The following is a 19,329-nucleotide window of genomic DNA, read 5'->3' as shown; positions in this document are numbered from 1 at the left end:
GAGAAACTGCAGCCTAGATCTTGGCTGCAGCAGCGACTTCAGCAGCGAAGTCGGTAACAACCTTCTCAATGCCCTCACCCACGACGTACATGGTGAAAGAGGCAACAGAGGCGTTTTTGGATTTGAGCAATTGCTCGATGGACTGCTTGTCATCCTTGACGAAAGGCTGGCTCAGCAGCGTCACTTCCTTCAGGAACTTCTGCACGGTACCTTCTGCAATCTTTTCCAGCATGGCGTCTGGCTTGCCTGCTTCCTTGGCCTTCTCAATCGCCACGCGGCGCTCGGCTTCGATCAGGGCTGCATCCACGCCGCTGGCATCCAGCGACTTGGGCTTGGCAGCGGCAATGTGCATGGCAATGTCCTTGCCCAGCGCTTCGTCACCGCCCACCAGATCAACCACAACACCGATCTTGCTGCCGTGAACATAGCTGTACAGCTTGCCTTGTGCATCTGCACGCAGGAAGCGACGTGGAGTGATGTTTTCACCAATCTTGCCAACCAGCACAGTGCGGTTTTCTTCAACGGTAGCGGAACCCATCTTCAGGCCTGCAACGTCAGCGATATCGGCTGGCTTGTTGCTGGCAATCACAGCAGCCAGTTCGTTAACGAAGTTCACGAAATCCTGGTTCTTGGCACAGAAGTCAGTTTCAGAGTTCACTTCTACCATGGCGCCAGTCTTGCCATCAGCACTGATGCTGATGCCAACGGTACCTTCAGCAGCAACACGGCCAGCAGCCTTGCTTGCCTTGTTACCGAAACGTACACGCAGAATTTCTTCTGCACGGGTCATGTCGCCTTCGGCTTCTGTCAGTGCTTTTTTGCAATCCATCATGGGCGCATCAGTGCGCTCACGCAATTCCTTTACCATGCCTGCGGTAATTTCAGCCATTATTTGCTCCTTCAATGATGATTTCGGCCAGACTAGGCCATATAACAGGTATAAAAAAGGGGGCTTTCGCCCCCTTTTATCAGGGTCTTACTCTGCCGCGGTTTCTTCAACCTCGACGAATTCTTCTTCGCTAGCAGACTTCACGATTTCCGTGATGGCTTGGCTGCGGCCTTCAAGTACTGCATCAGCAATACCGCGGGCATACAGACGAATCGCACGGCTGGAGTCATCGTTACCAGGAATAACATAAGCAACGCCATCTGGAGAGTTGTTGGTATCAACAACACCGATAACAGGAATGCCCAGCTTGGCAGCTTCAGTAACAGCGCCGCTTTCGTGACCTACGTCCACGATGAAAATCGCGTCTGGCAGGCCACCCATTTCCTTGATACCACCGATAGAGCGTTGCAGCTTTTCAACTTCACGCTTGTAGCCCAGGGCTTCTTTCTTGCCGAACTTGTCCAGGCTGCCATCTTGCAGCATGGTTTCGTAGTCGTTCAGGCGCTTGATGGATTGCTTGACGGTCTTGAAGTTGGTCAGCATGCCACCCAGCCAGCGGTGGTTAACGTAAGCGCAGTTAGCGCGCTCAGCTTCTTCCTTCATGATGTCGCGTGCTTGACGCTTGGTGCCAACAAACAGGATACGGCCCTTGTTAGCAGCCAGTTGACGCACATACTTCAGTGCATCTTCGAACAATGGCAGGGTTTTTTCCAGGTTGACGATATGAATCTTGTTGCGGTCACCGAAGATGAACGGTGCCATCTTGGGGTTCCAGTAGCGGGTTTGATGGCCGAAGTGAACTCCGGCTTCCAGCATTTGACGCATAGTTACGGACATAAAAGTCTCCAGTAAGGGTTAATTGCTTCCACACGCCCAACCAACATCCGTATGAACGGACACCCTGTACGGGGCATGTGTGCAGATTTTGCATGCGAATAATAAAGATCAAGCGCATGCTGGTTAAGGCCGCCAACAGCCAATTAAGCTGCTAAACGGGTGCAATATGTTAACATAAGCGACTGTCTGAACTCAAGGAAAAACAAGCTTCGGCTTAATGTAGTGAATATGGCAATTACCATCAAGAATGACCTCGATATTGAGAAAATGCGCATCGCGGGCCGCCTTGCCTCCGAAGTGCTTGATTTTATCACGCCTTATGTCCAGGCCGGCGTCACCACCGAGCATCTCGACAAACTGTGCCATGACTACATGGTCAATGAACAAAAAACCATCCCGGCGCCTCTTAATTACGCGCCGCATGGTCACACGCCCTACCCCAAGTCCATCTGCACCTCCATCAACCACCAGATCTGCCATGGCGTACCTGGCCCCAAGGTGTTGAAAAACGGCGATATCGTGAATCTGGATATCACAGTGATCAAGGATGGTTACCATGGCGATACCAGCCGCATGTTCATGGTGGGCGAGCCCTCCATTCAGGCCAAGCGCCTGTGCGACATTACCTATGAGTGCATGTGGCTGGGCATACAACAGGTAAAACCAGGTGCGACGCTGGGCGATATCGGCCATGCCATTCAGGTGTATGCAGAAAAAAGTGGCTATAGCGTGGTGCGTGAATTCTGCGGACACGGCATAGGCAAGAAATTCCACGAAGATCCACAGGTGCTTCATTACGGCAAGCCTGGCGCTGGCGTCAAGCTGCAAAAAGGCATGATCTTCACCATTGAGCCCATGATCAATGCTGGCAAGCGCGACATCAAGCAACTGGGAGATGGCTGGACCATCGTGACCAAAGATCACAGCCTGTCGGCCCAATGGGAGCACACGGTGCTGGTGACGGATACCGGTTACGAGGTTCTCACCGTTTCCGCTGGCTCGCCCGCCATTCCCAGCTTCATCTAACCAGTATGCCTCAAGCGTTGCCGGATACTCCTCACGCCAGCCTGGCGAAAGACTGGCGCCAGCAACTGCATGCGCGCCAACAAGCCTTGCAAGAGGCTTTTGAGCAATCCGGCAATACCACCGCCCTGTTAAAAGGGCATTCCAAATTTGTGGATCAGCTCCTGCAGGCGCTTTGGCAGGACGCTGGCTTGAATCAGGATGTCTGCCTGATCGCCGTCGGCGGTTATGGGCGCGGCGAGCTGTTTCCACACTCCGATGTCGATTTGCTGATTCTGCTGCCTGACAATTACGACTCGGCACTGGATCGCCAGATTGAAGCGCTGGTAGGCACTTTCTGGGATATTGGCCTGGCTGTGGGTCACAGCGTACGGACCCTCAGCGAATGTGCAGACGAAGCATCCAAGGATATAACGGTACAGACCAATCTTCTGGAATCGCGCTGGTTGGCCGGGCACAAGCAGCTTTATGCCCAATTTCAGGCCGCATTCGCAGCCAACATGAATACGCAGGCGTTTTTTGAAGCCAAGATGCTGGAGCAACGCCAGCGCCATGCCAAGTTCAACCATACGCCGTATAACCTTGAACCGAATATCAAGGAAAGTCCGGGCGGATTACGCGATTTGCAAACCATACTCTGGATTACACGCAGCCTGAGTCTGGGCAGCGCCTGGAGCACCCTGGCCAAGCACGGCCTGATCAGCCAGCAGGAGGCACGCCAGATTCGCCGCCATGAGCAATACCTGCAGATGCTGCGTATCCGCTTGCATTACCTTGCCAAGCGCCGTGAAGACCGCTTGATCTTTGACTTCCAGAACGATCTGGCCAAGCAGCTCAATCACGTCACCAGCCGAAGCAAACGCGCCAGCGAGCAGCTGATGCACAACTACTACCGCAGCGCCAAATTCATTCATTTGATGAATGAGATCCTGCTGCAACTGCTACGCGAAAAAATCTACCCGAATGCCGCCCCTGCAGTGCAGATCAATGATCACTTCGAGGCCAGAAATAACCTGCTGGATGCGCGTTACAGCGCTCTTTTGCAAAAAAACCCGACCACCATTCTGGAAAGTTTTTTACTGCTGGAGCAGCATCCCGAATTAACCGGCATGAGCCCCACGCTGCTTCGCACGCTGTATCGGGTTAAAAAGCTGGTAAATCGTGACTTCCGGCAAAACCCGGTCAACAAACAGCTGTTTCTGGATATCCTGAAACAGCCAGACGGCGTCACGCATGCCCTGCGCCGCATGAATCGCTACGGCATTCTGGGCAACTACATTCCCGCCTTCGGCCGCATCGTCGGGCAGATGCAGCATGACCTGTTCCATGTGTACACGGTAGATGAGCATATTCTGAATGTGCTGCGCAATCTGCGTCGCTTTGCCCTGCCCGAGCTGGCGCATGAGTTTCCGCTGTGCAGTCAGCTCTTCATGCAGTTTGACAAGCCTTACCTGCTTTATCTGGGCGCCTTGTTCCATGACATTGCCAAAGGCCGTGGCGGCGACCACTCAACACTGGGCGCCGTCGATGCCAAACGTTTCTGCAAGGCGCATGGACTCAATCGCGAAGACAGTGAGCTGGTGGCATGGCTGGTCGAGGCGCATCTCATCATGTCCAGCACCGCCCAAAAGGCAGACCTCAGCGATCCCTTGGTCATCGAAAATTTCGCGCGCCAGATGGGCAGCGAGCGTCGCTTGACCGCACTTTACCTGCTGACCGTGGCCGATATCCGCGGCACCAGCCCGGCGGTATGGAACGCCTGGAAAGCCAAGCTGCTGGAAAACCTGTTTACCGCCGCCCAGCGCCTGATGCGTGACGCCAGCGCCAATGCAGACTGCAATATCGAGATCAAACTGCGCCAGCAACAGGCAGAAGAAACACTCAGCTATTACGGCATAAAAAAGCCTAGCTATCAGCCGCTGTGGGAGCAACTGGGCTCCAGCTATTTCCTCAAGCACACTAGCCAGGAGATTGCGTGGCACAGCCGCTTGCTGCTGCCGCATCTCAATACCGAAAAACCGATCGTTCGTGCCCGTCTGAGCCCGGCAGGCGATGGCATTCAGACCATGATATACATGCGTGACCGTGACGACCTGTTTGCCCGCATTTGCAGCTTTTTCGATCGCATGAGTTACAACATTCAGGAAGCCCGTATCCATACCACTCGCCATGGTTATGCGCTGGATAGCTTTCTGGTGGCCGACCAGAGCAGCAAGTCGGTGGTATACCGCGACCTGCTTAATTTCATTGAATACGAGCTCACGCAAAAGCTCATGCCAGAACAACCGCTGGAAACACCGTTGCAAGGCCGCCTCAACCGGCAGGTCAAGCATATGCCGATCAGCGCCACCATCCACCTGCAGCGCGAGGGCCAATCCAACTATCATCTGCTGGATATTGTGGCGGGCGACAGGCCAGGCTTGCTGTCACAGCTGGCGCACACCTTTCTGGCCCATGGCATCCACCTGCACACGGCCAAGATCAACACACTGGGCAATCGGGCGGAAGACACCTTTCTCATCTCAGGCAAGTCTGGCCAGGCATTGACGGATAGCGCCCTGCAAAAGCTCAAAGAAGACCTTAGCCGTCAGCTATAACAGGGCATTTCTGCTCCGTGTCTATCGCCACAAGTCCATCGCCTCCCAACCCTCCCAGACGCATTGCCCATCTGGATATGGACATGTTTTTTGCCGGGGTGGAGTTGCTGCATTATCCCCAGTTAAAAGGACTACCGGTGGTGGTTGGTGGCCGTTCGATTGATACGCCACGGCAACTGGCCGATGGGCGCTGGCAATTCGCCCGCCTCGGCGATTATGCCGGTCGAGGCGTGGTGACCACGTCTACCTACGAAGCCCGCGCGCTCGGCGTTTTTTCAGCCATGGGATTAATGAAGGCGGCGGCCAAGGCGCCAGATGCGATTATTCTCCCTGCCAATTTTGATGCCTACCGCCATTACTCCAGGCTATTTAAACAAGCCGTGCGGGATATTGCGCCGCATGTGGAAGATCGGGGCATAGACGAGATTTATATCGACCTCAGTGAGCATACCGAGCCCAGTCAGGCGCTTGCCCAGCGTTTGAAAGATGCTGTTTACAGCACTACGGGGCTCACTTGCTCCATCTGCATCGCCCCCAACAAACTGCTGGCCAAGATAGGCTCGGAACTGGATAAACCGGATGGCCTGACTCTGCTGGACGAAAGCTCGCTGCAATCGCGCATCTGGCCACTATCCGTCAGCAAAATCAACGGCATAGGACCAAAAGCAGTCGCAAAGCTTGCTACGATAAACATCCATACCATTGCCGAGCTGGCTCAAGCCGACGTGGGGCTTCTGCAGTCGACCTTTGGCCGCAGCTATGCCGCCTGGCTGCTGAATGTGGCGAATGGACAAGACCATCGCCCGGTTACCACCTATTCCGAACCCAAATCAATAAGCCGGGAAACGACTTTCGAGCGCGATTTGCATGTCAGGCACGACCGTGCCCGCCTTGGGGAAATATTCACCAGCCTGTGCGAGCGCGTCGCCCAGGATTTGAAAGCCAAGCGCTATATGGCAGGCACGGTAGGCATCAAACTGCGCTATCAGGACTTCACCAGCGTCACGCGAGACCTGACGCTACCCTCCCCGATCAGCGATGCGGTAGCCATACGCAAAGCCGCCGGGGAATGCCTCAAACGGGCACCACTGACCAAGAAGATACGTCTGCTAGGCGTAAAACTCAGCCAGCTGATGCCGATGGAAGACAGCGAAAATCCCGCACAGAAACAAGCGCCGCTGCCTTTTGAGTAGCAAAAGACCGGGATATTTCTAAATCAGCCTTAGAATGCCGTTCTCACCAGGCCACCCTCTGCGCGAATATTGGAGCCATTGATCACCGCAGCACGCGGGCTGCATACAAAGGCCACCACACTGCCGACCTCCGCGGGGTTGATCAGGCGTGAAATCAATGAGGTCGGGCGATTCTCTGCCATGAACTTCTTTTCGGCTTCCGCCAGCGATAAGCCTGGATATACATCCAGTATGAATTTCTCCACGCTTTCGGTACGAGTGGGGCCCGGCAATACCGCATTCACAGTCACCGCCGTATTTTTGGTGAGCTCCGCCAGAGAACGGGAGATACCCAGCTGCATGGTTTTCGTCGCACTGTAATGCGCCATCTCAGGTGCAGGCGAAACACCCGACTCGCTGGAGATAAACACAATGCGCCCTTCATTGCGCTGCAGCATGCCAGCGAGATAATGCCGCGCCAGACGTACGCCGCTCATGATATTTACCTCGAATAGGCGCTGCCAATCAGCATCGCTTTCCTCAAAAAATCCTACCGCCTCATAAATTCCCAGGTTGTTTACCAGAATATCCACGGCAGGAAACTGCTCAATGGTGGCTTCACACCCCGCCTGGGTACCATTGTCGCTGACCAGGGCGTGCAGCTTTGCTGCAGGATGCGAACGGTGAATCTCGGCGATTGCCTTCTCCACCACCGCCGCGCTACGGCCGTTAATGATAACGCTGGCGCCTTCTGCCGCCAGACTGCGCGCAATTTCCAGACCGATGCCACCAGACGATGCCGTTACCAGGGCAAGTTTGTTATCCAGTTCGAGTTGCATGAGAGTTACTCCCTTGGTGTAAAGATGCCATTGTGACCTGAAGTGAAGCGCAGGATTGCATGTTTTGAAGGGAAGGATTGTCAGCCAAAGCTGGACAATAGAGTAAAAAATGGCAGGAATAGGCAAGAAAAAACCCGCTTGCGCGGGTTTTGGTATGACAGGCAAAACAGCCGGAATTAACCGTGCTTGTAGTGCTTGCGCAGTGGCTTAACCACTTCCCAGTTAGTGTCCAGACCAGCTGGGAACACAACCAGGTCACCAGGAACGATACGGACTGGCTCGCCACCCTTAGGAGTAACGATGATTTCGCCTTCCAGTACGTAAGCGGTTTCCTTGATGCCGAAATCCAGTGGGAACTTGGAAACTTCCTTTTCCCAGATAGACCAGCTGGAAACGCCCAGTTGCTTCAGTTTTTCTTCGCTTGGGTTGTGCTCAACAATGATTTGGCTCATGTCTAAATCCTTAATTAAATGAATGGCATCGGTATGAATCTAACACCGCTGACGGGTATTCTTGGCGGAAGAGGTGAGATTCGAACTCACGGTGGGCGTGAACCCACGACAGTTTTCAAGACTGTTGCATTAAACCGCTCTGCCACTCTTCCGGAAACGCTTGCTTCACGCTGCGCATGACCAACCGCGCTGCAAACAATCGCAAAATTATACCAGCGTATTCAGTCATCCGCCAGATCGGCATTCGGAAACAACACATCCTGGAAGCCGAAATTCGCCAGATCGCGTATGCGCATCGGGTAAAGAATGCCATCCAGATGGTCGCACTCATGCTGTACCACGCGAGCATGAAAACCGCTCACCAGGCGGTCTATCGGGTTGCCATACTGGTCAAAGCCGGTGTAATGCAGGCGCACATAACGTGGCACGATGCCGCGCATGCCTGGCACGGAAAGGCAACCTTCCCAGCCATCTTCCTGATCATCATTCACCGGCTGCAGGGTTGGATTGACCAGGACGGTATAAGGCACTTGCTCGGCATCCGGATAGCGGGGATTCTTACCTACCCCGAAGATCACCACACGCAGGCTGACCCCTATCTGGGGCGCCGCAATACCTGCCCCATTCATATGGGCCATGGTGTCTTCCATATCCTTAATCAAGGCGTGCAGCTCGGGAGTATCAAACGCCGTCACCGGCGCAGCCTTTTGCAGAAGTAGCGGATCACCCATCCGCAATACAGGCCTAATCGGCATGATTCATCACCACCTGTTCTATCAAGTTACGTACTCGCTCCATGGTTTGGTCCAGCACGGCACCTATCTCTTCGTAACGAATGCCATGCGCACTGCTGCCGCGCCCGGCGGCATGGTTCACCACCGGACAAATGGCGGCGTAGCTGATTTCCAGCTCACGCGCCAGCACGGCCTCGGGCATACCTGTCATTCCGACCATGGTGGCGCCGTCGCGTTCCAGCTTGTTGATCTCCGCTGCCGTTTCCAGCCGCGGCCCCTGCATGGCGGCATAGACGCCGCCATCAATCAGCGGTTCGCCAGACTGGCGCGAGGCCTGCAGGCAAAGGCCGCGTAGGCGCGGACAATACGGCTCGGTAAAGTCGATGTGAATCACCGGCTTGTCCACATCATCGTAGTAGGTGTTTTTGCGGCCATGGGTGTAATCAATAATCTGGTCCGGCAAGGCAATGGTGCCCGGCCCCAGATCGGCATGAATACCGCCAACCGTGGCAACAGCAACGATGTCACGCACGCCCTCTGAATGCAGGGCCCACAGATTGGCCCGGTAATTGACGCCATGCGGGGGTATGGTATGCCCGCTGCCATGGCGCGCCAGGAACACCACCGACTTGCCGCCCAGTTCACCAAAGGTTAATGGCCCCGAGGGCTCGCCATAGGGCGTGCGTATAAGCTGCCGCCTTGTGATCTTGAGGTTGGCCAACTGCGTAAGCCCGGTACCGCCTATGATTCCCAGCATTAAAAAATTCCTAGCGTTCGGTTGTCAAAAAGTATCCGCGATTGTAACGCAAAGCGGCCACGGTAAATTCTGCAGATGCGCCCTCTCCGCAAGCTTTAAGCACGGCATTTTGTGGCATACTTCACCCAGCCATGAATACATTCCAAGCCGTTACTGCCGAAAGCCTGGCCCACGCCAGTGCGCATTACGAAAACTTCCCTGTTGCCTCCGTGCTGCTGCCCATGCGCCTTAGACGCCCTATCGGCGTGATTTATTCCTTTGCGCGGCAAGCCGATGACTTTGCAGATGAAGGCGATCATACCCCCGAGCAACGTCTGGCGCTGCTGGATGGGTTCAAGCAGGAGCTGGACCTGATAGCGCAGGGCAACACGCCCAACACCGCATTTTTTGTCACGCTGGCCGACACCATCAAACGCCATGCCCTGCCCCTGCAGCCTTTTTACGATCTGCTGGATGCCTTCAGTCAGGATGTGGTGAAAAGCCGCTACGAAAACTTTGGCGAAGTCATGGATTACTGTCGACGCTCTGCCAACCCGGTTGGGCGCTTGCTGTTGCATCTCTACCAGGCGGCCACACCACGCAATATCGGGCTTTCCGATGCCATTTGCTCCTCGCTGCAACTCATCAATTTTTTGCAGGATGTGGAGATTGATTACAAGAAAGACCGCATTTACTTCCCCCTCGACGAAATGCGCAAATATCGCATTGAAGAAAAGCAGATTGCCAATGCTGACAGCAGCGGCACCTGGGGGCTGTTCATGGAATTCCAGATCAACCGCGCCCGGCGGCTGCTGCAATCGGGCGCGCCGCTCGGCAAGGCACTATCCGGCCGCACTGGCCTGGAAATGCGCACCATCATTGCCGGTGGCGAGCGCATCCTGCAAAAGCTGCATAAATCACGCGGTGACATGTTCACCCAGCGGCCTGTGCTCAAGCCCCATGACTGGGCGCTGATGCTGTACAAGGCCGTACGCGCCAAATAATCACCCGGAGCATCCCTTGTCCCCACAAGAATATTGCGAAAACAAAGCCGCTGCCAGCGGCTCCAGTTTTTACGCCAGCTTTCGCTTCCTGCCCAAGCCGCAGCGCGATGCCATTACCGCGCTGTATGCCTTCTGTCGTGAAGTCGATGACATTGCCGACGAATGTACCGACATCGGCATTGCCCGCACCAAGCTAGCCTGGTGGCGCGAGGAGATTCATGGCCTGTATGCAGGCAATCCGCAACATCCAGTCAGCAAGGCATTGCAAGGCCCGATCAGTACCTACCGGCTGCAAGAGCAACACTTTATTGAGATCATCGCTGGCATGGAGATGGATTGCGAGCAGAATCGCTATGCCAATTTTGCCGCGCTTGAGCTCTATTGCTATCGGGTTGCCAGCGTGGTTGGCCTGTTGTCTGCTGCCATTTTTGGCTACCGCAACCCGGCCACCGAGCAATATGCGCTGGATCTTGGCATGGCATTTCAGCTGACCAATATCATTCGTGATGTGGGGGAAGACGCGCGACGCGACCGCATTTACCTGCCGCAGGACGAACTGGCCCAATTCGGCGTCAGCGAAATCGATATCCTGCATGGGCATGAAACCCCCAAAGTACGGGAATTGCTGGATTTTCAGATTGCCCGTGCCGAGCGTTATTACGACAAAGCCCTGGGCGAGCTGCCACAGGAAGACCGCAAAACCCAGCGCACCGGCCTCATGATGTCAGCCATTTACCGCACGCTGCTGCGCGAAATAAAAGCCGACGGCGCCGAAAAAGTGCTGAATTCACGTACTTCACTCGGTAGTTTGCGCAAAATGTGGCTGGCATTCAGCACCTGGCTGCGCAACTAAAGCATCAGCGCCATGCACTTCCCTCCTCTGCACACCCTGTAACACCGTGTCGACCTCATCATCCTCTCTGGCAAATGCGCATGTCGGCATCATAGGCGCTGGATGTGCCGGCTTGGCCGCTGGCGCCAGCCTGGCCAGACAAGGCGTCAAGGTCACTGTGCTGGAATCCGCCCCCCAAGCTGGAGGGCGTGCGCGCAGCCTGAACTGGAAAGGTGCCCGGCTCGATAATGGCCAACATATCCTGCTGGGCGCCTATGAGCAAACGCTGGCGCTGCTTTCGCAAGCAGGTGTGGATGAAGCACAGGCGCTGATGCGCTTGCCGCTGGATTTGCGGCTTGCAGAAGGATTTGAACTGCAGGCAGCAGATGCCTGGCCAGCACCGCTGCATTTGCTGCTGGGTTTATTGCGCGCCAAAGGATTGAGCTGGAGCGAGCGATTTTCCGCCATCCGCTTCATGACCTGGCTGCAACTGCGCAGATTCAAGCTGGCACGTGACATTTCCGTGCTGACCTTGCTCCATGAACGCAAGCAGACATCGACATTGATCCGCTGCCTGTGGGAGCCCCTGTGTCTCGGTGCGCTCAACACGCCGATTGATCAGGCGAGCGCACAAGTATTCGTCAATGTTCTGCGAGACAGCTTTGCCCGCGACAAGCACGATAGCCACCTGCTACTCCCCAGGCAGGATTTGTCGACGCTGCTGATCGCACCGCTGATAGAGGATATCCAGCAGCACGGAGGAGATGTGCAGCTGCGCACCGGGGTGCAGAAGATAGAAGTCGAAGGGGATGGTTACCGGCTCCATACCGAAGATCAGAATAGCGCGCTATATACACATGTCGTCCTGGCCTGCCAGCCTTTTCGAGCGACACCTCTGCTGGCGGACCTGCCCGGCACCGAGGCGTTGCAACAGTCACTGACCAGCCTGCAATATCAACCTATCTACACGGTTTACTTCCAGTTTGATGCCAGCGTAGCACTGGACTTTCCCATGCTGGGCCTCAATGCAGGCATCAGCCAATGGGTGTTTGACCGCGGTCAACTGGATGGGCAGCAAGGCCTGATTGCCGTTGTCATCAGTGCCGAGGGCGCGCATCAGTCCTTGCGACAGGATGCCTTGGCCGAAATCGTACTCGCTGAACTGCGCGACCACTACCCTGCACTCCGGGCGCCCATCCACTGGTACAAAGTCATCGCCGAAAAACGCGCCACGTTCAGTTGCACAGTCGGGCTGGTTCGCCCAAGCCACCATACTGGCCTGCCCAAGCTATACCTGGCGGGCGATTATGTGGCGGGAGATTATCCCGCCACTATTGAAGGCGCCATCCGCAGCGGCGTACAATGCGCCCAGCACATCACACTATCCCTCACCTCTCACACAGAAAGCCATCGATGAACGCTGATCTCTCGAACTTCCTCCTCCATTGGGCCATCATGAGCCTGTCTCTGTGGGTGGCCAGCTACCTGTTCAGCGGCATCAAGTTCAGCGGCGTGCCATCTCTGCTGGTGTCGGCACTCGTCCTGGGGTTTGCCAATGCGGTCATACGCCCTATTCTGTTTTTCCTGACCTTGCCGATCACGCTGGTCACGCTGGGCTTCTTTGTGCTGGTGATCAATGCCCTCATGATCATGCTGGTGGCCAAGCTGGTGAAAGGCTTTCAGCTTTCCGGTTTCTGGACGGCGTTTTTCGCCAGTATTTTCATTGCCATCTTTACCCTGATCATTGAATGGATGCTGCCTAGCCAGGGCGCCATCATCATTCAAAACGCCAATACTATCTCTATCTAGATTGAAGCTTCATGCATAACTACCAAGCCCCTGCCCAACTGTTAGCAGACCACGTCATCCTTGTCACTGGCGCAGGCCAGGGCATAGGGCGGGAAGCCGCCCTGGCCTTTGCGCGTCATGGTGCCACTGTCATTTTGTGTGGTCGCACGCTGAAAAAGCTGGAAGCGGTTTATGACGCCATTGAAGCCGCGGGCTATCCGCAGGCAGTGATTTTTCCTCTGGACCTGAGTAAAACCGATGAGCCATCCTTTGCGGCAATGGCAGAAGGCATTTATCAGCAATTGGGCCGCCTGGATGGCATTCTGCACAATGCCGCGCATTACGATAATCTGAGTCCGCTGGAGATTCAGACCATGGAACAGTTTGAAAGCATGTTCAAGGTGAATGTGACTGCGCCCTTTGCCTTGACCAAAGCATGCTTGCCATTGCTGAAGCGTGGTACTGACACCTCGGTTATTTTCACCTCTTCCACTGCCGGACATCAGGCCGGCGCCTACTGGGGCAGCCATGGCATCAGCAAGCAAGCCGTTGAGCATCTGGCAAAAACCTGGGCGCTGGAGCTGGAAAATACACCGAATGTGCGTCTGAATGCCGTGATACCCGGCCCCGTGCAATCGCCTCAGCGCAAGAAAAGCCATCCTGGAGAAGTGCATGACTCCTTGCCGACAGCCGAGAGCCTGATGTCGGTATATCTCTATTTGATGGGGAAAGACAGCGCTGGCGTCAGCGGCCAGATAGTTGAGGCGCAGACCGCGTAAAGCGCCTTGGGCGCATAGTCAGCCCTGCAAGGGGTCAAATACTGGGCGCCGGATAATCGCTGGCGCGGATGGGAGGCGGCAAGCGCATGATCTTGTCGATCACCAGCCGTGCCATGGCCCAGGCTTTATCTTCCAGCATCATCTCTTTTTCCAGATCCGAGAATGGCAGGTAGCGGTTGCCGTGCGTCAGCGAAAACCGTTTGGATTCCTCGACATTCAGATAGGCCAACATCACATCCTGCACACGTTCGTCACGACTTTTGTAAAGCGATGGCATTGCGCTCCCATTAAGTGATTCAAATGAAAAGGCCAGCTTGAGAAAGGCCGCTTGTCAGCGGCCTTGTGTGAATATACCGCAAGCGACCTGATGTGGGTAGTCCATGCGCCAACGCACAAAGCTGGATTGTCGGCAGGGGCCAGGCTGGCTATGATTCATCACCTGTTCACTGAAAACTTGCCATGCCATCCACCAGACTCCCGCTTACCGTTGCCTTTCTCGTGCTGCTGAGCCTCCTGCTTTCCGGCATCGCCCCTTATGATCGTGCCACCTGGCTCATGGAAACACTGCCCGTCATGATTGCCCTGCCCTTGCTGATCAAGACATATCGTCAATTCCGGCTGACGGACATGCTGTATGTGTTGATAGGCCTGCACGCGCTGGTGCTCATCGTCGGCGGCGCTTATACCTATGCCCGCGTACCTGTCGGCTTTGACGTGCAGAATTGGTTCGGGCTTGATCGCAACCCTTACGACAAACTGGGTCACATGATGCAAGGCTTTGTGCCTGCCCTGATCGCCCGCGAGATATTGCTGCGCATGCGCTATCTCACCAGCCGCCGCATGACAGCCTTTCTGTGCGTAGCGATTGCGCTCGCCATCAGCGCGGTTTATGAGCTGATTGAATGGGGCGCTGCTGTTGCCATGGGGCAAGGCGCGGATGAGTTTCTGGGCACGCAAGGCGATGTGTGGGACACACAATCCGATATGTTGTGCGCCATGATAGGCGCCATCTTGGCACTACTGGGCTTGTCCAGATACCATGACCGGCAGATGCAGTCGCTGGAAATCCATCGCCGCGACGAGCTTTGACAGACTGACTGAGTGAGCTGAAACCAGCTTATTGCTTGATAATGGCTTCTGCCAGCGCCTGAGGCTGGTCAAAGCTTAGCCAATGTGCCTGCATATCCCCCGACGCCGGGTCCAGATAGCCCCAGGTGACCATGACAAAAGCCAGTTGATTGGCCTCTGCCGCCATGCCATCCTCCAGGCGATCACCGATATACATGGTCTCGGTTTTATTCATGCCATGGGCCGCGACAATATTTCCAACCATCGTCGCCTTGTTGGGGACGGCAGGATGAAAGTAATCGAGCGCATATACTTCCTGAAAATACCCCCCCCAGCCGAGATGGTCGAGAATGCGGCGGGTCGGGTAAATACGCTTGTTGGTACCAATATAGAGCTTGTGATCACGGGCAAGTAGCGCCAGCATGGGTTCAATGTCGGGGAACACGGTGGTCAGCTTATAGCCTTCACTGTCGTAATGCTGTTTGAAAGCCTGCGCCAGTGCTGCCAGTGTATCGGCATCATCATGCCCTGCCATCAGCGACAGAGTTTGCATCAAGGGAGGGCCAATCAATTCCGGCGTTAATGGTCGGGCTGGCGTGATGCCATGTTGGCGAAAAGCTTCCTCGTAACTTTCAAGTATGCTGCCCGAGGAATCGATCAATGTCCCATCAAGATCAAAAATTATATTTTTCATAAAGTTACATTGATTTTTGATTATAGTTCTTTAATTTTCTGCAAGGCTTGATCCAGGCGTTCGACAGCGATAACCGTCAAATCCGGAATGGCTTGCTTGGGGGCATTTGCCTTGGGCACGATGGCATGGGTAAAGCCCAGCTTGGCAGCTTCCTTCAGGCGCTCCTGACCACGCTGTACCGGTCTCACTTCTCCCGCCAGCCCAACCTCACCAAATACAATCAGTTTGTTATGCAGTGGCTTGTTTTTCAAAGAAGATACTATCGCCAGCAATACCGCAAGATCGACTGCAGGCTCGCTGATCCGCACGCCACCCACCGCATTGATAAACACATCCTGGTCAAAGCATGCGACACCCGCATGGCGATGCAATACGGCCAGCAACATGGCCAGCCGGTTCTGCTCAAGGCCCACGCAAAGGCGCTTGGGGTTGGGCGCATGCGCCTCATCGACCAGGGCCTGTATCTCGACCAGCAAAGGCCGTGAGCCTTCCTGGGTAACCGTAATACAAGAGCCCGCCACTTGCTCGGCATGATGGGAAAGAAACAGCGCCGATGGATTGCTAACTTCGCGCAAGCCCTTCTCTGTCATGGCAAACACACCCAGCTCATTGACCGCACCAAAACGGTTTTTGAACGCGCGAATCAGGCGGAAACTGGAGTTGGGGTCGCCCTCGAAATACAGCACGGTATCGACAATATGCTCCAGCACGCGTGGCCCGGCGAGCGAGCCTTCCTTGGTGACATGGCCCACCAGGATCACCGTGATCCCCAGTTGTTTGGCAGCACGTGTTAACTGGGCTGAGCATTCACGCACCTGTGCCACCGAGCCAGGGGCCGACTGCAAAGCCTCGGAGTATATGGTCTGGATGGAGTCAATGACGGCAATATCCGGCTTGTGCGTCTGCAGGGTCGCCAGAATTTTTTCCAGCTGAATTTCGGCAAGAAGATCAATCGGGCCAGCATCCAGCCCCAGTCGGCGGGCACGCATGGCAATCTGCTGCGCAGACTCCTCACCGCTCACGTAGATGGCTTTACGCAGATGGCCAACGTGGCACAGTGTCTGCAACAGCAAGGTGGACTTGCCTATGCCGGGGTCGCCCCCGATCAGCACGACCCCGCCTGCCACCAGGCCGCCGCCCAGCACGCGATCAAATTCGCCGATGCCAGAAGGCTGGCGCGGCACCTCGGCCGCCTCCACTTCGGCCAGCTTTTGCAAGCCAGCCGTCTGCGCCAATGCTGCATAGCGGTTGGCCGTCGGCGCTTCCGCTATGCTCTCGACCAGCGTGTTCCATGCCATGCAACTGGGGCACTGTCCTTGCCATTTAGGTGAAGATGCCCCGCACTCGGTGCAGGTGTAAACGGTTTTTGCCTTAGCCATGCACAACCTTGAAATTAACCCGCGAAGTCACCGCACAAAGGAGCTCGTAGCCCACCGTTCCGCAAGCCTCCGCGACGGCATCCACGGGGATGGTGGCGCCCCATAGTTCGACCGGACTGCCGATGTCAGCTGCTGGAATATCCGTGATATCGACAAACAGCATATCCATGGAAACGCGCCCCAGGGTCTTGCTCACCTGCCCGGCCACGGCAATGGGCGTGCCGCCAGGCGCATGGCGTGGATAACCATCGGCGTAGCCACAAGCCACTATCCCAACTCTGGTTTCGCGCTCGGCCACAAACGTGGCGCCGTAGCCCAGGCTCTCCCCGGGGGGCAAGGTCTGCACGGCAATCAGCTCCGATTGCAGATGCATCACCGCCTGCAGTCCAAAATGGGCGGCCGTGACCGATTGCACCGGTGTTGCGCCATACAGCATGATGCCAGGGCGCACCCAGTCGGCATGACTTTCAGGATGGCGCAAAATGGCAGCCGAGTTGGCAAGGGATTTCGGATACTGCATGCCGGCAGCGCCCGCTTCAAATCGCTGCAGGGCCGTGGCAATGCCTGGCGCTTCATCGGCCGTGGCAAAATGGGTCATCAGGGTAATGCTGCTCACCTGGGGGCAAGCGGCCAAGCGTGCAACGGCAGATGCAAATGCCTGAGGCACAAAACCCAGGCGATTCATGCCGGTATTCATTTTGACAAACACGGCGATGGGTACTGGCAAGCTTGCCTGCTCCAGCATGGCAATCTGGTGTTCAGCATGCACGACGATGGACACTCCGGCGTCGGCAGCCGCATTCAACTCCGCAGACTCAAACACGCCTTCAAGCAGCAACAGGGTTTGTCGATAACCCGCCGCCCGCAGCTCCAGTGCCTCTTGCAAACGGAGGACAGCAAATCCATCGGCCTCAGCCAGGCCACGCGCCACATTCAGCAGGCCATGGCCATAGCCATTCGCTTTGACGACCGCCATGGTGCGCGCATGCGGCGCATAGTCACGAACGCGGCGCAGGTTGTGCTGCAAGGCAGCAAGATGAATAGTGGCGGTAATGGGACGCATGGAGAAAGGAAATTAATATTCGTCCTGGAAGGAACTGCCAGAGACGTGATTCTCGAATCGCGTGAATTGGCCCATGAAGGTAAGACGTACCCGGCCAATCGGGCCGTTACGCTGCTTGGCGATAATGATTTCCGCCGTGCCCTTGTCCTGTGAGTCAGGGTTGTAGACTTCATCACGGTAGATAAACAGAATCAAGTCGGCATCCTGCTCGATAGCGCCGGATTCACGCAAGTCGGACATGACTGGACGTTTATCAGTGCGCTGCTCCAGGCCGCGGTTAAGCTGGGACAATGCCACTACCGGCACATCAAGCTCCTTCGCCAAGGCCTTGAGTGAGCGGGAGATTTCGGAGATTTCCGTAGCGCGGTTTTCACTCTGCCGACCAGCCGCACCCGTCATCAGCTGCAAATAGTCGACCACGATCAAGCCCAGCTTGCCGGTCTGGCGATGCAAACGGCGCGCACGCGCACGCACTTCAAAGGAGCTCAAGCCCGCACCTTCGTCAATGAATACCGGAGCGTCATTCAACTTGCCCAGCGCGGTGGTGAGGCGCACCCAGTCCTCGTCTTCCAGATTACCATTACGCATGCGGTGCTGATCCAGGCGCCCTACCGAACCGATCATACGAGCAGCGAGCTGTGTCGCCGCCATTTCCATCGAAAATACGGCGACAGGCAGTTTGGTTTCCAGCGCCACATTCTCGGCAATATTCAGCGAGAACGCTGTTTTACCCATGGATGGGCGGCCTGCGACAATAATCAGATCGCCAGGCTGGAAGCCAGAGGTTCGCTCATCCAGATCGCTGAATCCGGTGGGCACGCCCGTGACGCCGCCCTGGTTCTCGCGCTGGTAGAGGTAATCAATACGGTCTGCCACTTTGGGCAGAATGGTCTTCATGTCCAGAAAGCCTTGCGAGGTTTTGCGTCCACCTTCTGCGATCTGGAATATTTTGGCCTCGGCTTCATCAAGCAGTTGCTGGGCATCGCGCCCCTGCGGATTATAAGCACTCTCGGCAATGCCGGACCCCACTTCCACCAGCTTGCGCATGACGGCACGCTCATGCACGATTTCTGCATAGCGGCGGATGTTGGCGGCGGTAGGCGTGTTTTGCGCTAGCGCCCCCAGATAAGCGATACCGCCCACGCCGGACAGCTCGGCAGAATTCTCCAGCGACTCGGCGACGGTAACGATATCGGCAGGCTTGTTACGCTCGATGAGGCGTGCGATGTGCTCAAAAATGAGCCTGTGGTCGTGACGATAAAAATCGGCAGGTCCGAGCAGGTCAGCAATGCGGTCAATCGCCTCGTTCTCAAGCAGCAGGCCGCCAAGCACAGACTGCTCGGCTTCTACCGAATGCGGGGGTAATTTCAGGGATTCAAGGATATCGTCAGCCATGCCGCATTATAACAAGCGCGGCCATGGCAACGAGTGGAAAATCGTGCT

At 55.8% G+C, this 19,329-nt stretch carries 20 protein-coding genes and 1 tRNA gene; 9 read left to right on the top strand and 12 right to left on the bottom strand.

Annotation, left to right across the window (positions count from 1 at the left end):
* Positions 1-13: 13 nt before the first annotated feature.
* Together tsf and rpsB are read right to left on the bottom strand one after the other, a co-directional pair.
* Positions 14-889 carry a translation elongation factor Ts gene (gene tsf, locus FNL37_RS06765; RefSeq protein WP_013442265.1) on the bottom strand — a complete coding sequence of 292 codons (876 nt, stop codon included), beginning with the start codon at positions 887-889 and terminating at the stop codon, positions 14-16.
* Between the two features lie 87 nt (positions 890-976).
* On the bottom strand, positions 977-1,726 hold the full coding sequence (rpsB, locus tag FNL37_RS06760; RefSeq protein WP_015830110.1) for a 30S ribosomal protein S2: 750 nt from the start codon (positions 1,724-1,726) through the stop codon (positions 977-979).
* Positions 1,727-1,948: 222 nt separating this feature from the next.
* On the opposite strand from rpsB, the gene map reads away from it, so the two are divergent.
* The 3 genes from map to dinB are packed head-to-tail and all read left to right on the top strand — an operon-like array spanning position 1,949 to position 6,539.
* A complete protein-coding gene (gene map, locus FNL37_RS06755; protein ID WP_280526110.1) occupies positions 1,949-2,752 on the top strand; it encodes a type I methionyl aminopeptidase in 804 nt (267 codons plus the stop codon).
* A 5-nt stretch (positions 2,753-2,757) separates the two neighbouring features.
* Positions 2,758-5,346, top strand: a complete 2,589-nt coding sequence (locus FNL37_RS06750; protein WP_159355598.1) for a [protein-PII] uridylyltransferase — start codon at positions 2,758-2,760, stop codon at positions 5,344-5,346.
* 17 nt (positions 5,347-5,363) lie between these two features.
* Positions 5,364-6,539 (top strand): DNA polymerase IV, encoded by a 1,176-nt coding sequence (gene dinB, locus FNL37_RS06745; RefSeq protein WP_159355597.1) that lies wholly within the window; start codon positions 5,364-5,366, stop codon positions 6,537-6,539.
* 29 nt (positions 6,540-6,568) lie between these two features.
* Here the strand turns inward: dinB and FNL37_RS06740 are convergent, their stop codons facing one another.
* The 5 genes from FNL37_RS06740 to FNL37_RS06720 all read right to left on the bottom strand — a co-directional run bounded on the left by FNL37_RS06740 (position 6,569) and on the right by FNL37_RS06720 (position 9,300).
* Positions 6,569-7,357, bottom strand: a complete 789-nt coding sequence (locus tag FNL37_RS06740; protein WP_159355596.1) for an SDR family NAD(P)-dependent oxidoreductase — start codon at positions 7,355-7,357, stop codon at positions 6,569-6,571.
* 176 nt (positions 7,358-7,533) lie between these two features.
* A complete protein-coding gene (locus FNL37_RS06735; protein ID WP_013442271.1) occupies positions 7,534-7,809 on the bottom strand; it encodes a cupin domain-containing protein in 276 nt (91 codons plus the stop codon).
* 62 nt (positions 7,810-7,871) lie between these two features.
* Positions 7,872-7,961 (bottom strand) — tRNA-Ser (locus FNL37_RS06730).
* Between the two features lie 69 nt (positions 7,962-8,030).
* Entirely contained in the window at positions 8,031-8,564 is a 534-nt protein-coding gene (gene def, locus FNL37_RS06725) for a peptide deformylase (protein ID WP_015830115.1), read from the bottom strand.
* Positions 8,554-9,300 (bottom strand): S-methyl-5'-thioinosine phosphorylase, encoded by a 747-nt coding sequence (locus FNL37_RS06720; RefSeq protein ID WP_013442273.1) that lies wholly within the window; start codon positions 9,298-9,300, stop codon positions 8,554-8,556. Before FNL37_RS06720 ends, def begins: the two co-directional genes overlap by 11 nt.
* Before the next feature lie 131 nt (positions 9,301-9,431).
* Between FNL37_RS06720 and hpnC the strand changes: the two genes are divergently transcribed.
* Genes hpnC through FNL37_RS06695 form a run of 5 tightly spaced genes read left to right on the top strand, consistent with a single transcriptional unit; the run spans position 9,432 to position 13,682 of the window.
* Positions 9,432-10,283, top strand: a complete 852-nt coding sequence (hpnC, locus tag FNL37_RS06715; protein WP_013442274.1) for a squalene synthase HpnC — start codon at positions 9,432-9,434, stop codon at positions 10,281-10,283.
* Between the two features lie 16 nt (positions 10,284-10,299).
* Positions 10,300-11,136, top strand: a complete 837-nt coding sequence (hpnD, locus tag FNL37_RS06710; protein WP_159355595.1) for a presqualene diphosphate synthase HpnD — start codon at positions 10,300-10,302, stop codon at positions 11,134-11,136.
* Positions 11,137-11,182: 46 nt separating this feature from the next.
* Positions 11,183-12,532 (top strand): hydroxysqualene dehydroxylase HpnE, encoded by a 1,350-nt coding sequence (gene hpnE / locus FNL37_RS06705; protein WP_159355594.1) that lies wholly within the window; start codon positions 11,183-11,185, stop codon positions 12,530-12,532.
* Positions 12,529-12,924: a phage holin family protein gene (locus tag FNL37_RS06700; RefSeq protein WP_015830119.1), complete on the top strand. Its 396-nt coding sequence runs from the start codon at positions 12,529-12,531 to the stop codon at positions 12,922-12,924. Before hpnE ends, FNL37_RS06700 begins: the two co-directional genes overlap by 4 nt.
* Positions 12,925-12,935: 11 nt before the next feature.
* The gene (locus FNL37_RS06695; protein WP_159355593.1) at positions 12,936-13,682 is read left to right on the top strand and encodes a YciK family oxidoreductase; all 747 of its coding nucleotides are present in this window, start codon (positions 12,936-12,938) and stop codon (positions 13,680-13,682) included.
* 34 nt (positions 13,683-13,716) lie between these two features.
* On the opposite strand, the gene FNL37_RS06690 is transcribed toward FNL37_RS06695, so the two are convergent.
* On the bottom strand, positions 13,717-13,959 hold the full coding sequence (locus tag FNL37_RS06690; RefSeq protein WP_013442279.1) for a hypothetical protein: 243 nt from the start codon (positions 13,957-13,959) through the stop codon (positions 13,717-13,719).
* Positions 13,960-14,141: 182 nt separating this feature from the next.
* On the opposite strand from FNL37_RS06690, the gene FNL37_RS06685 reads away from it, so the two are divergent.
* Positions 14,142-14,771, top strand: a complete 630-nt coding sequence (locus FNL37_RS06685; protein ID WP_159355592.1) for a DUF2238 domain-containing protein — start codon at positions 14,142-14,144, stop codon at positions 14,769-14,771.
* A gap of 28 nt (positions 14,772-14,799) precedes the next feature.
* On the opposite strand, the gene FNL37_RS06680 is transcribed toward FNL37_RS06685, so the two are convergent.
* Genes FNL37_RS06680 through dnaB form a run of 4 tightly spaced genes read right to left on the bottom strand, consistent with a single transcriptional unit; the run spans position 14,800 to position 19,281 of the window.
* The gene (locus FNL37_RS06680) at positions 14,800-15,444 is read right to left on the bottom strand and encodes an HAD family hydrolase (protein WP_159355591.1); all 645 of its coding nucleotides are present in this window, start codon (positions 15,442-15,444) and stop codon (positions 14,800-14,802) included.
* A 20-nt stretch (positions 15,445-15,464) separates the two neighbouring features.
* The gene (gene radA / locus FNL37_RS06675) at positions 15,465-16,823 is read right to left on the bottom strand and encodes a DNA repair protein RadA (protein WP_041362159.1); all 1,359 of its coding nucleotides are present in this window, start codon (positions 16,821-16,823) and stop codon (positions 15,465-15,467) included.
* Positions 16,816-17,886, bottom strand: a complete 1,071-nt coding sequence (gene alr / locus FNL37_RS06670) for an alanine racemase (protein ID WP_159355590.1) — start codon at positions 17,884-17,886, stop codon at positions 16,816-16,818. Before alr ends, radA begins: the two co-directional genes overlap by 8 nt.
* 12 nt (positions 17,887-17,898) lie before the next feature.
* Complete coding sequence (gene dnaB / locus FNL37_RS06665; RefSeq protein WP_013442284.1) at positions 17,899-19,281, bottom strand: replicative DNA helicase; 1,383 nt, start codon at positions 19,279-19,281, stop codon at positions 17,899-17,901.
* Between the last annotated feature and the right edge of the window lie 48 nt (positions 19,282-19,329).

This window comes from Methylovorus glucosotrophus (assembly GCF_009858335.1).
GTDB lineage: Bacteria > Pseudomonadota > Gammaproteobacteria > Burkholderiales > Methylophilaceae > Methylovorus > Methylovorus glucosotrophus.
This window is presented reverse-complemented; position numbering and strand designations above follow the sequence as displayed.

What these genes read in the sequence shown, in the direction of transcription:
- def (WP_015830115.1), bottom strand. Translation starts at nt 8,564, where the DNA reads ATGCCGATTAGGCCTGTATTGCGGATGGGTGATCCGCTACTTCTGCAA.
- FNL37_RS06695 (WP_159355593.1), top strand. Translation starts at nt 12,936, where the DNA reads ATGCATAACTACCAAGCCCCTGCCCAACTGTTAGCAGACCACGTCATC.
- FNL37_RS06700 (WP_015830119.1), top strand. Translation starts at nt 12,529, where the DNA reads ATGAACGCTGATCTCTCGAACTTCCTCCTCCATTGGGCCATCATGAGC.
- FNL37_RS06740 (WP_159355596.1), bottom strand. Translation starts at nt 7,357, where the DNA reads ATGCAACTCGAACTGGATAACAAACTTGCCCTGGTAACGGCATCGTCT.
- dnaB (WP_013442284.1), bottom strand. Translation starts at nt 19,281, where the DNA reads ATGGCTGACGATATCCTTGAATCCCTGAAATTACCCCCGCATTCGGTA.
- rpsB (WP_015830110.1), bottom strand. Translation starts at nt 1,726, where the DNA reads ATGTCCGTAACTATGCGTCAAATGCTGGAAGCCGGAGTTCACTTCGGC.
- FNL37_RS06735 (WP_013442271.1), bottom strand. Translation starts at nt 7,809, where the DNA reads ATGAGCCAAATCATTGTTGAGCACAACCCAAGCGAAGAAAAACTGAAG.
- FNL37_RS06685 (WP_159355592.1), top strand. Translation starts at nt 14,142, where the DNA reads ATGCCATCCACCAGACTCCCGCTTACCGTTGCCTTTCTCGTGCTGCTG.
- hpnC (WP_013442274.1), top strand. Translation starts at nt 9,432, where the DNA reads ATGAATACATTCCAAGCCGTTACTGCCGAAAGCCTGGCCCACGCCAGT.
- alr (WP_159355590.1), bottom strand. Translation starts at nt 17,886, where the DNA reads ATGCGTCCCATTACCGCCACTATTCATCTTGCTGCCTTGCAGCACAAC.
- FNL37_RS06690 (WP_013442279.1), bottom strand. Translation starts at nt 13,959, where the DNA reads ATGCCATCGCTTTACAAAAGTCGTGACGAACGTGTGCAGGATGTGATG.
- FNL37_RS06720 (WP_013442273.1), bottom strand. Translation starts at nt 9,300, where the DNA reads ATGCTGGGAATCATAGGCGGTACCGGGCTTACGCAGTTGGCCAACCTC.
- radA (WP_041362159.1), bottom strand. Translation starts at nt 16,823, where the DNA reads ATGGCTAAGGCAAAAACCGTTTACACCTGCACCGAGTGCGGGGCATCT.
- FNL37_RS06680 (WP_159355591.1), bottom strand. Translation starts at nt 15,444, where the DNA reads ATGAAAAATATAATTTTTGATCTTGATGGGACATTGATCGATTCCTCG.
- FNL37_RS06750 (WP_159355598.1), top strand. Translation starts at nt 2,758, where the DNA reads ATGCCTCAAGCGTTGCCGGATACTCCTCACGCCAGCCTGGCGAAAGAC.
- tsf (WP_013442265.1), bottom strand. Translation starts at nt 889, where the DNA reads ATGGCTGAAATTACCGCAGGCATGGTAAAGGAATTGCGTGAGCGCACT.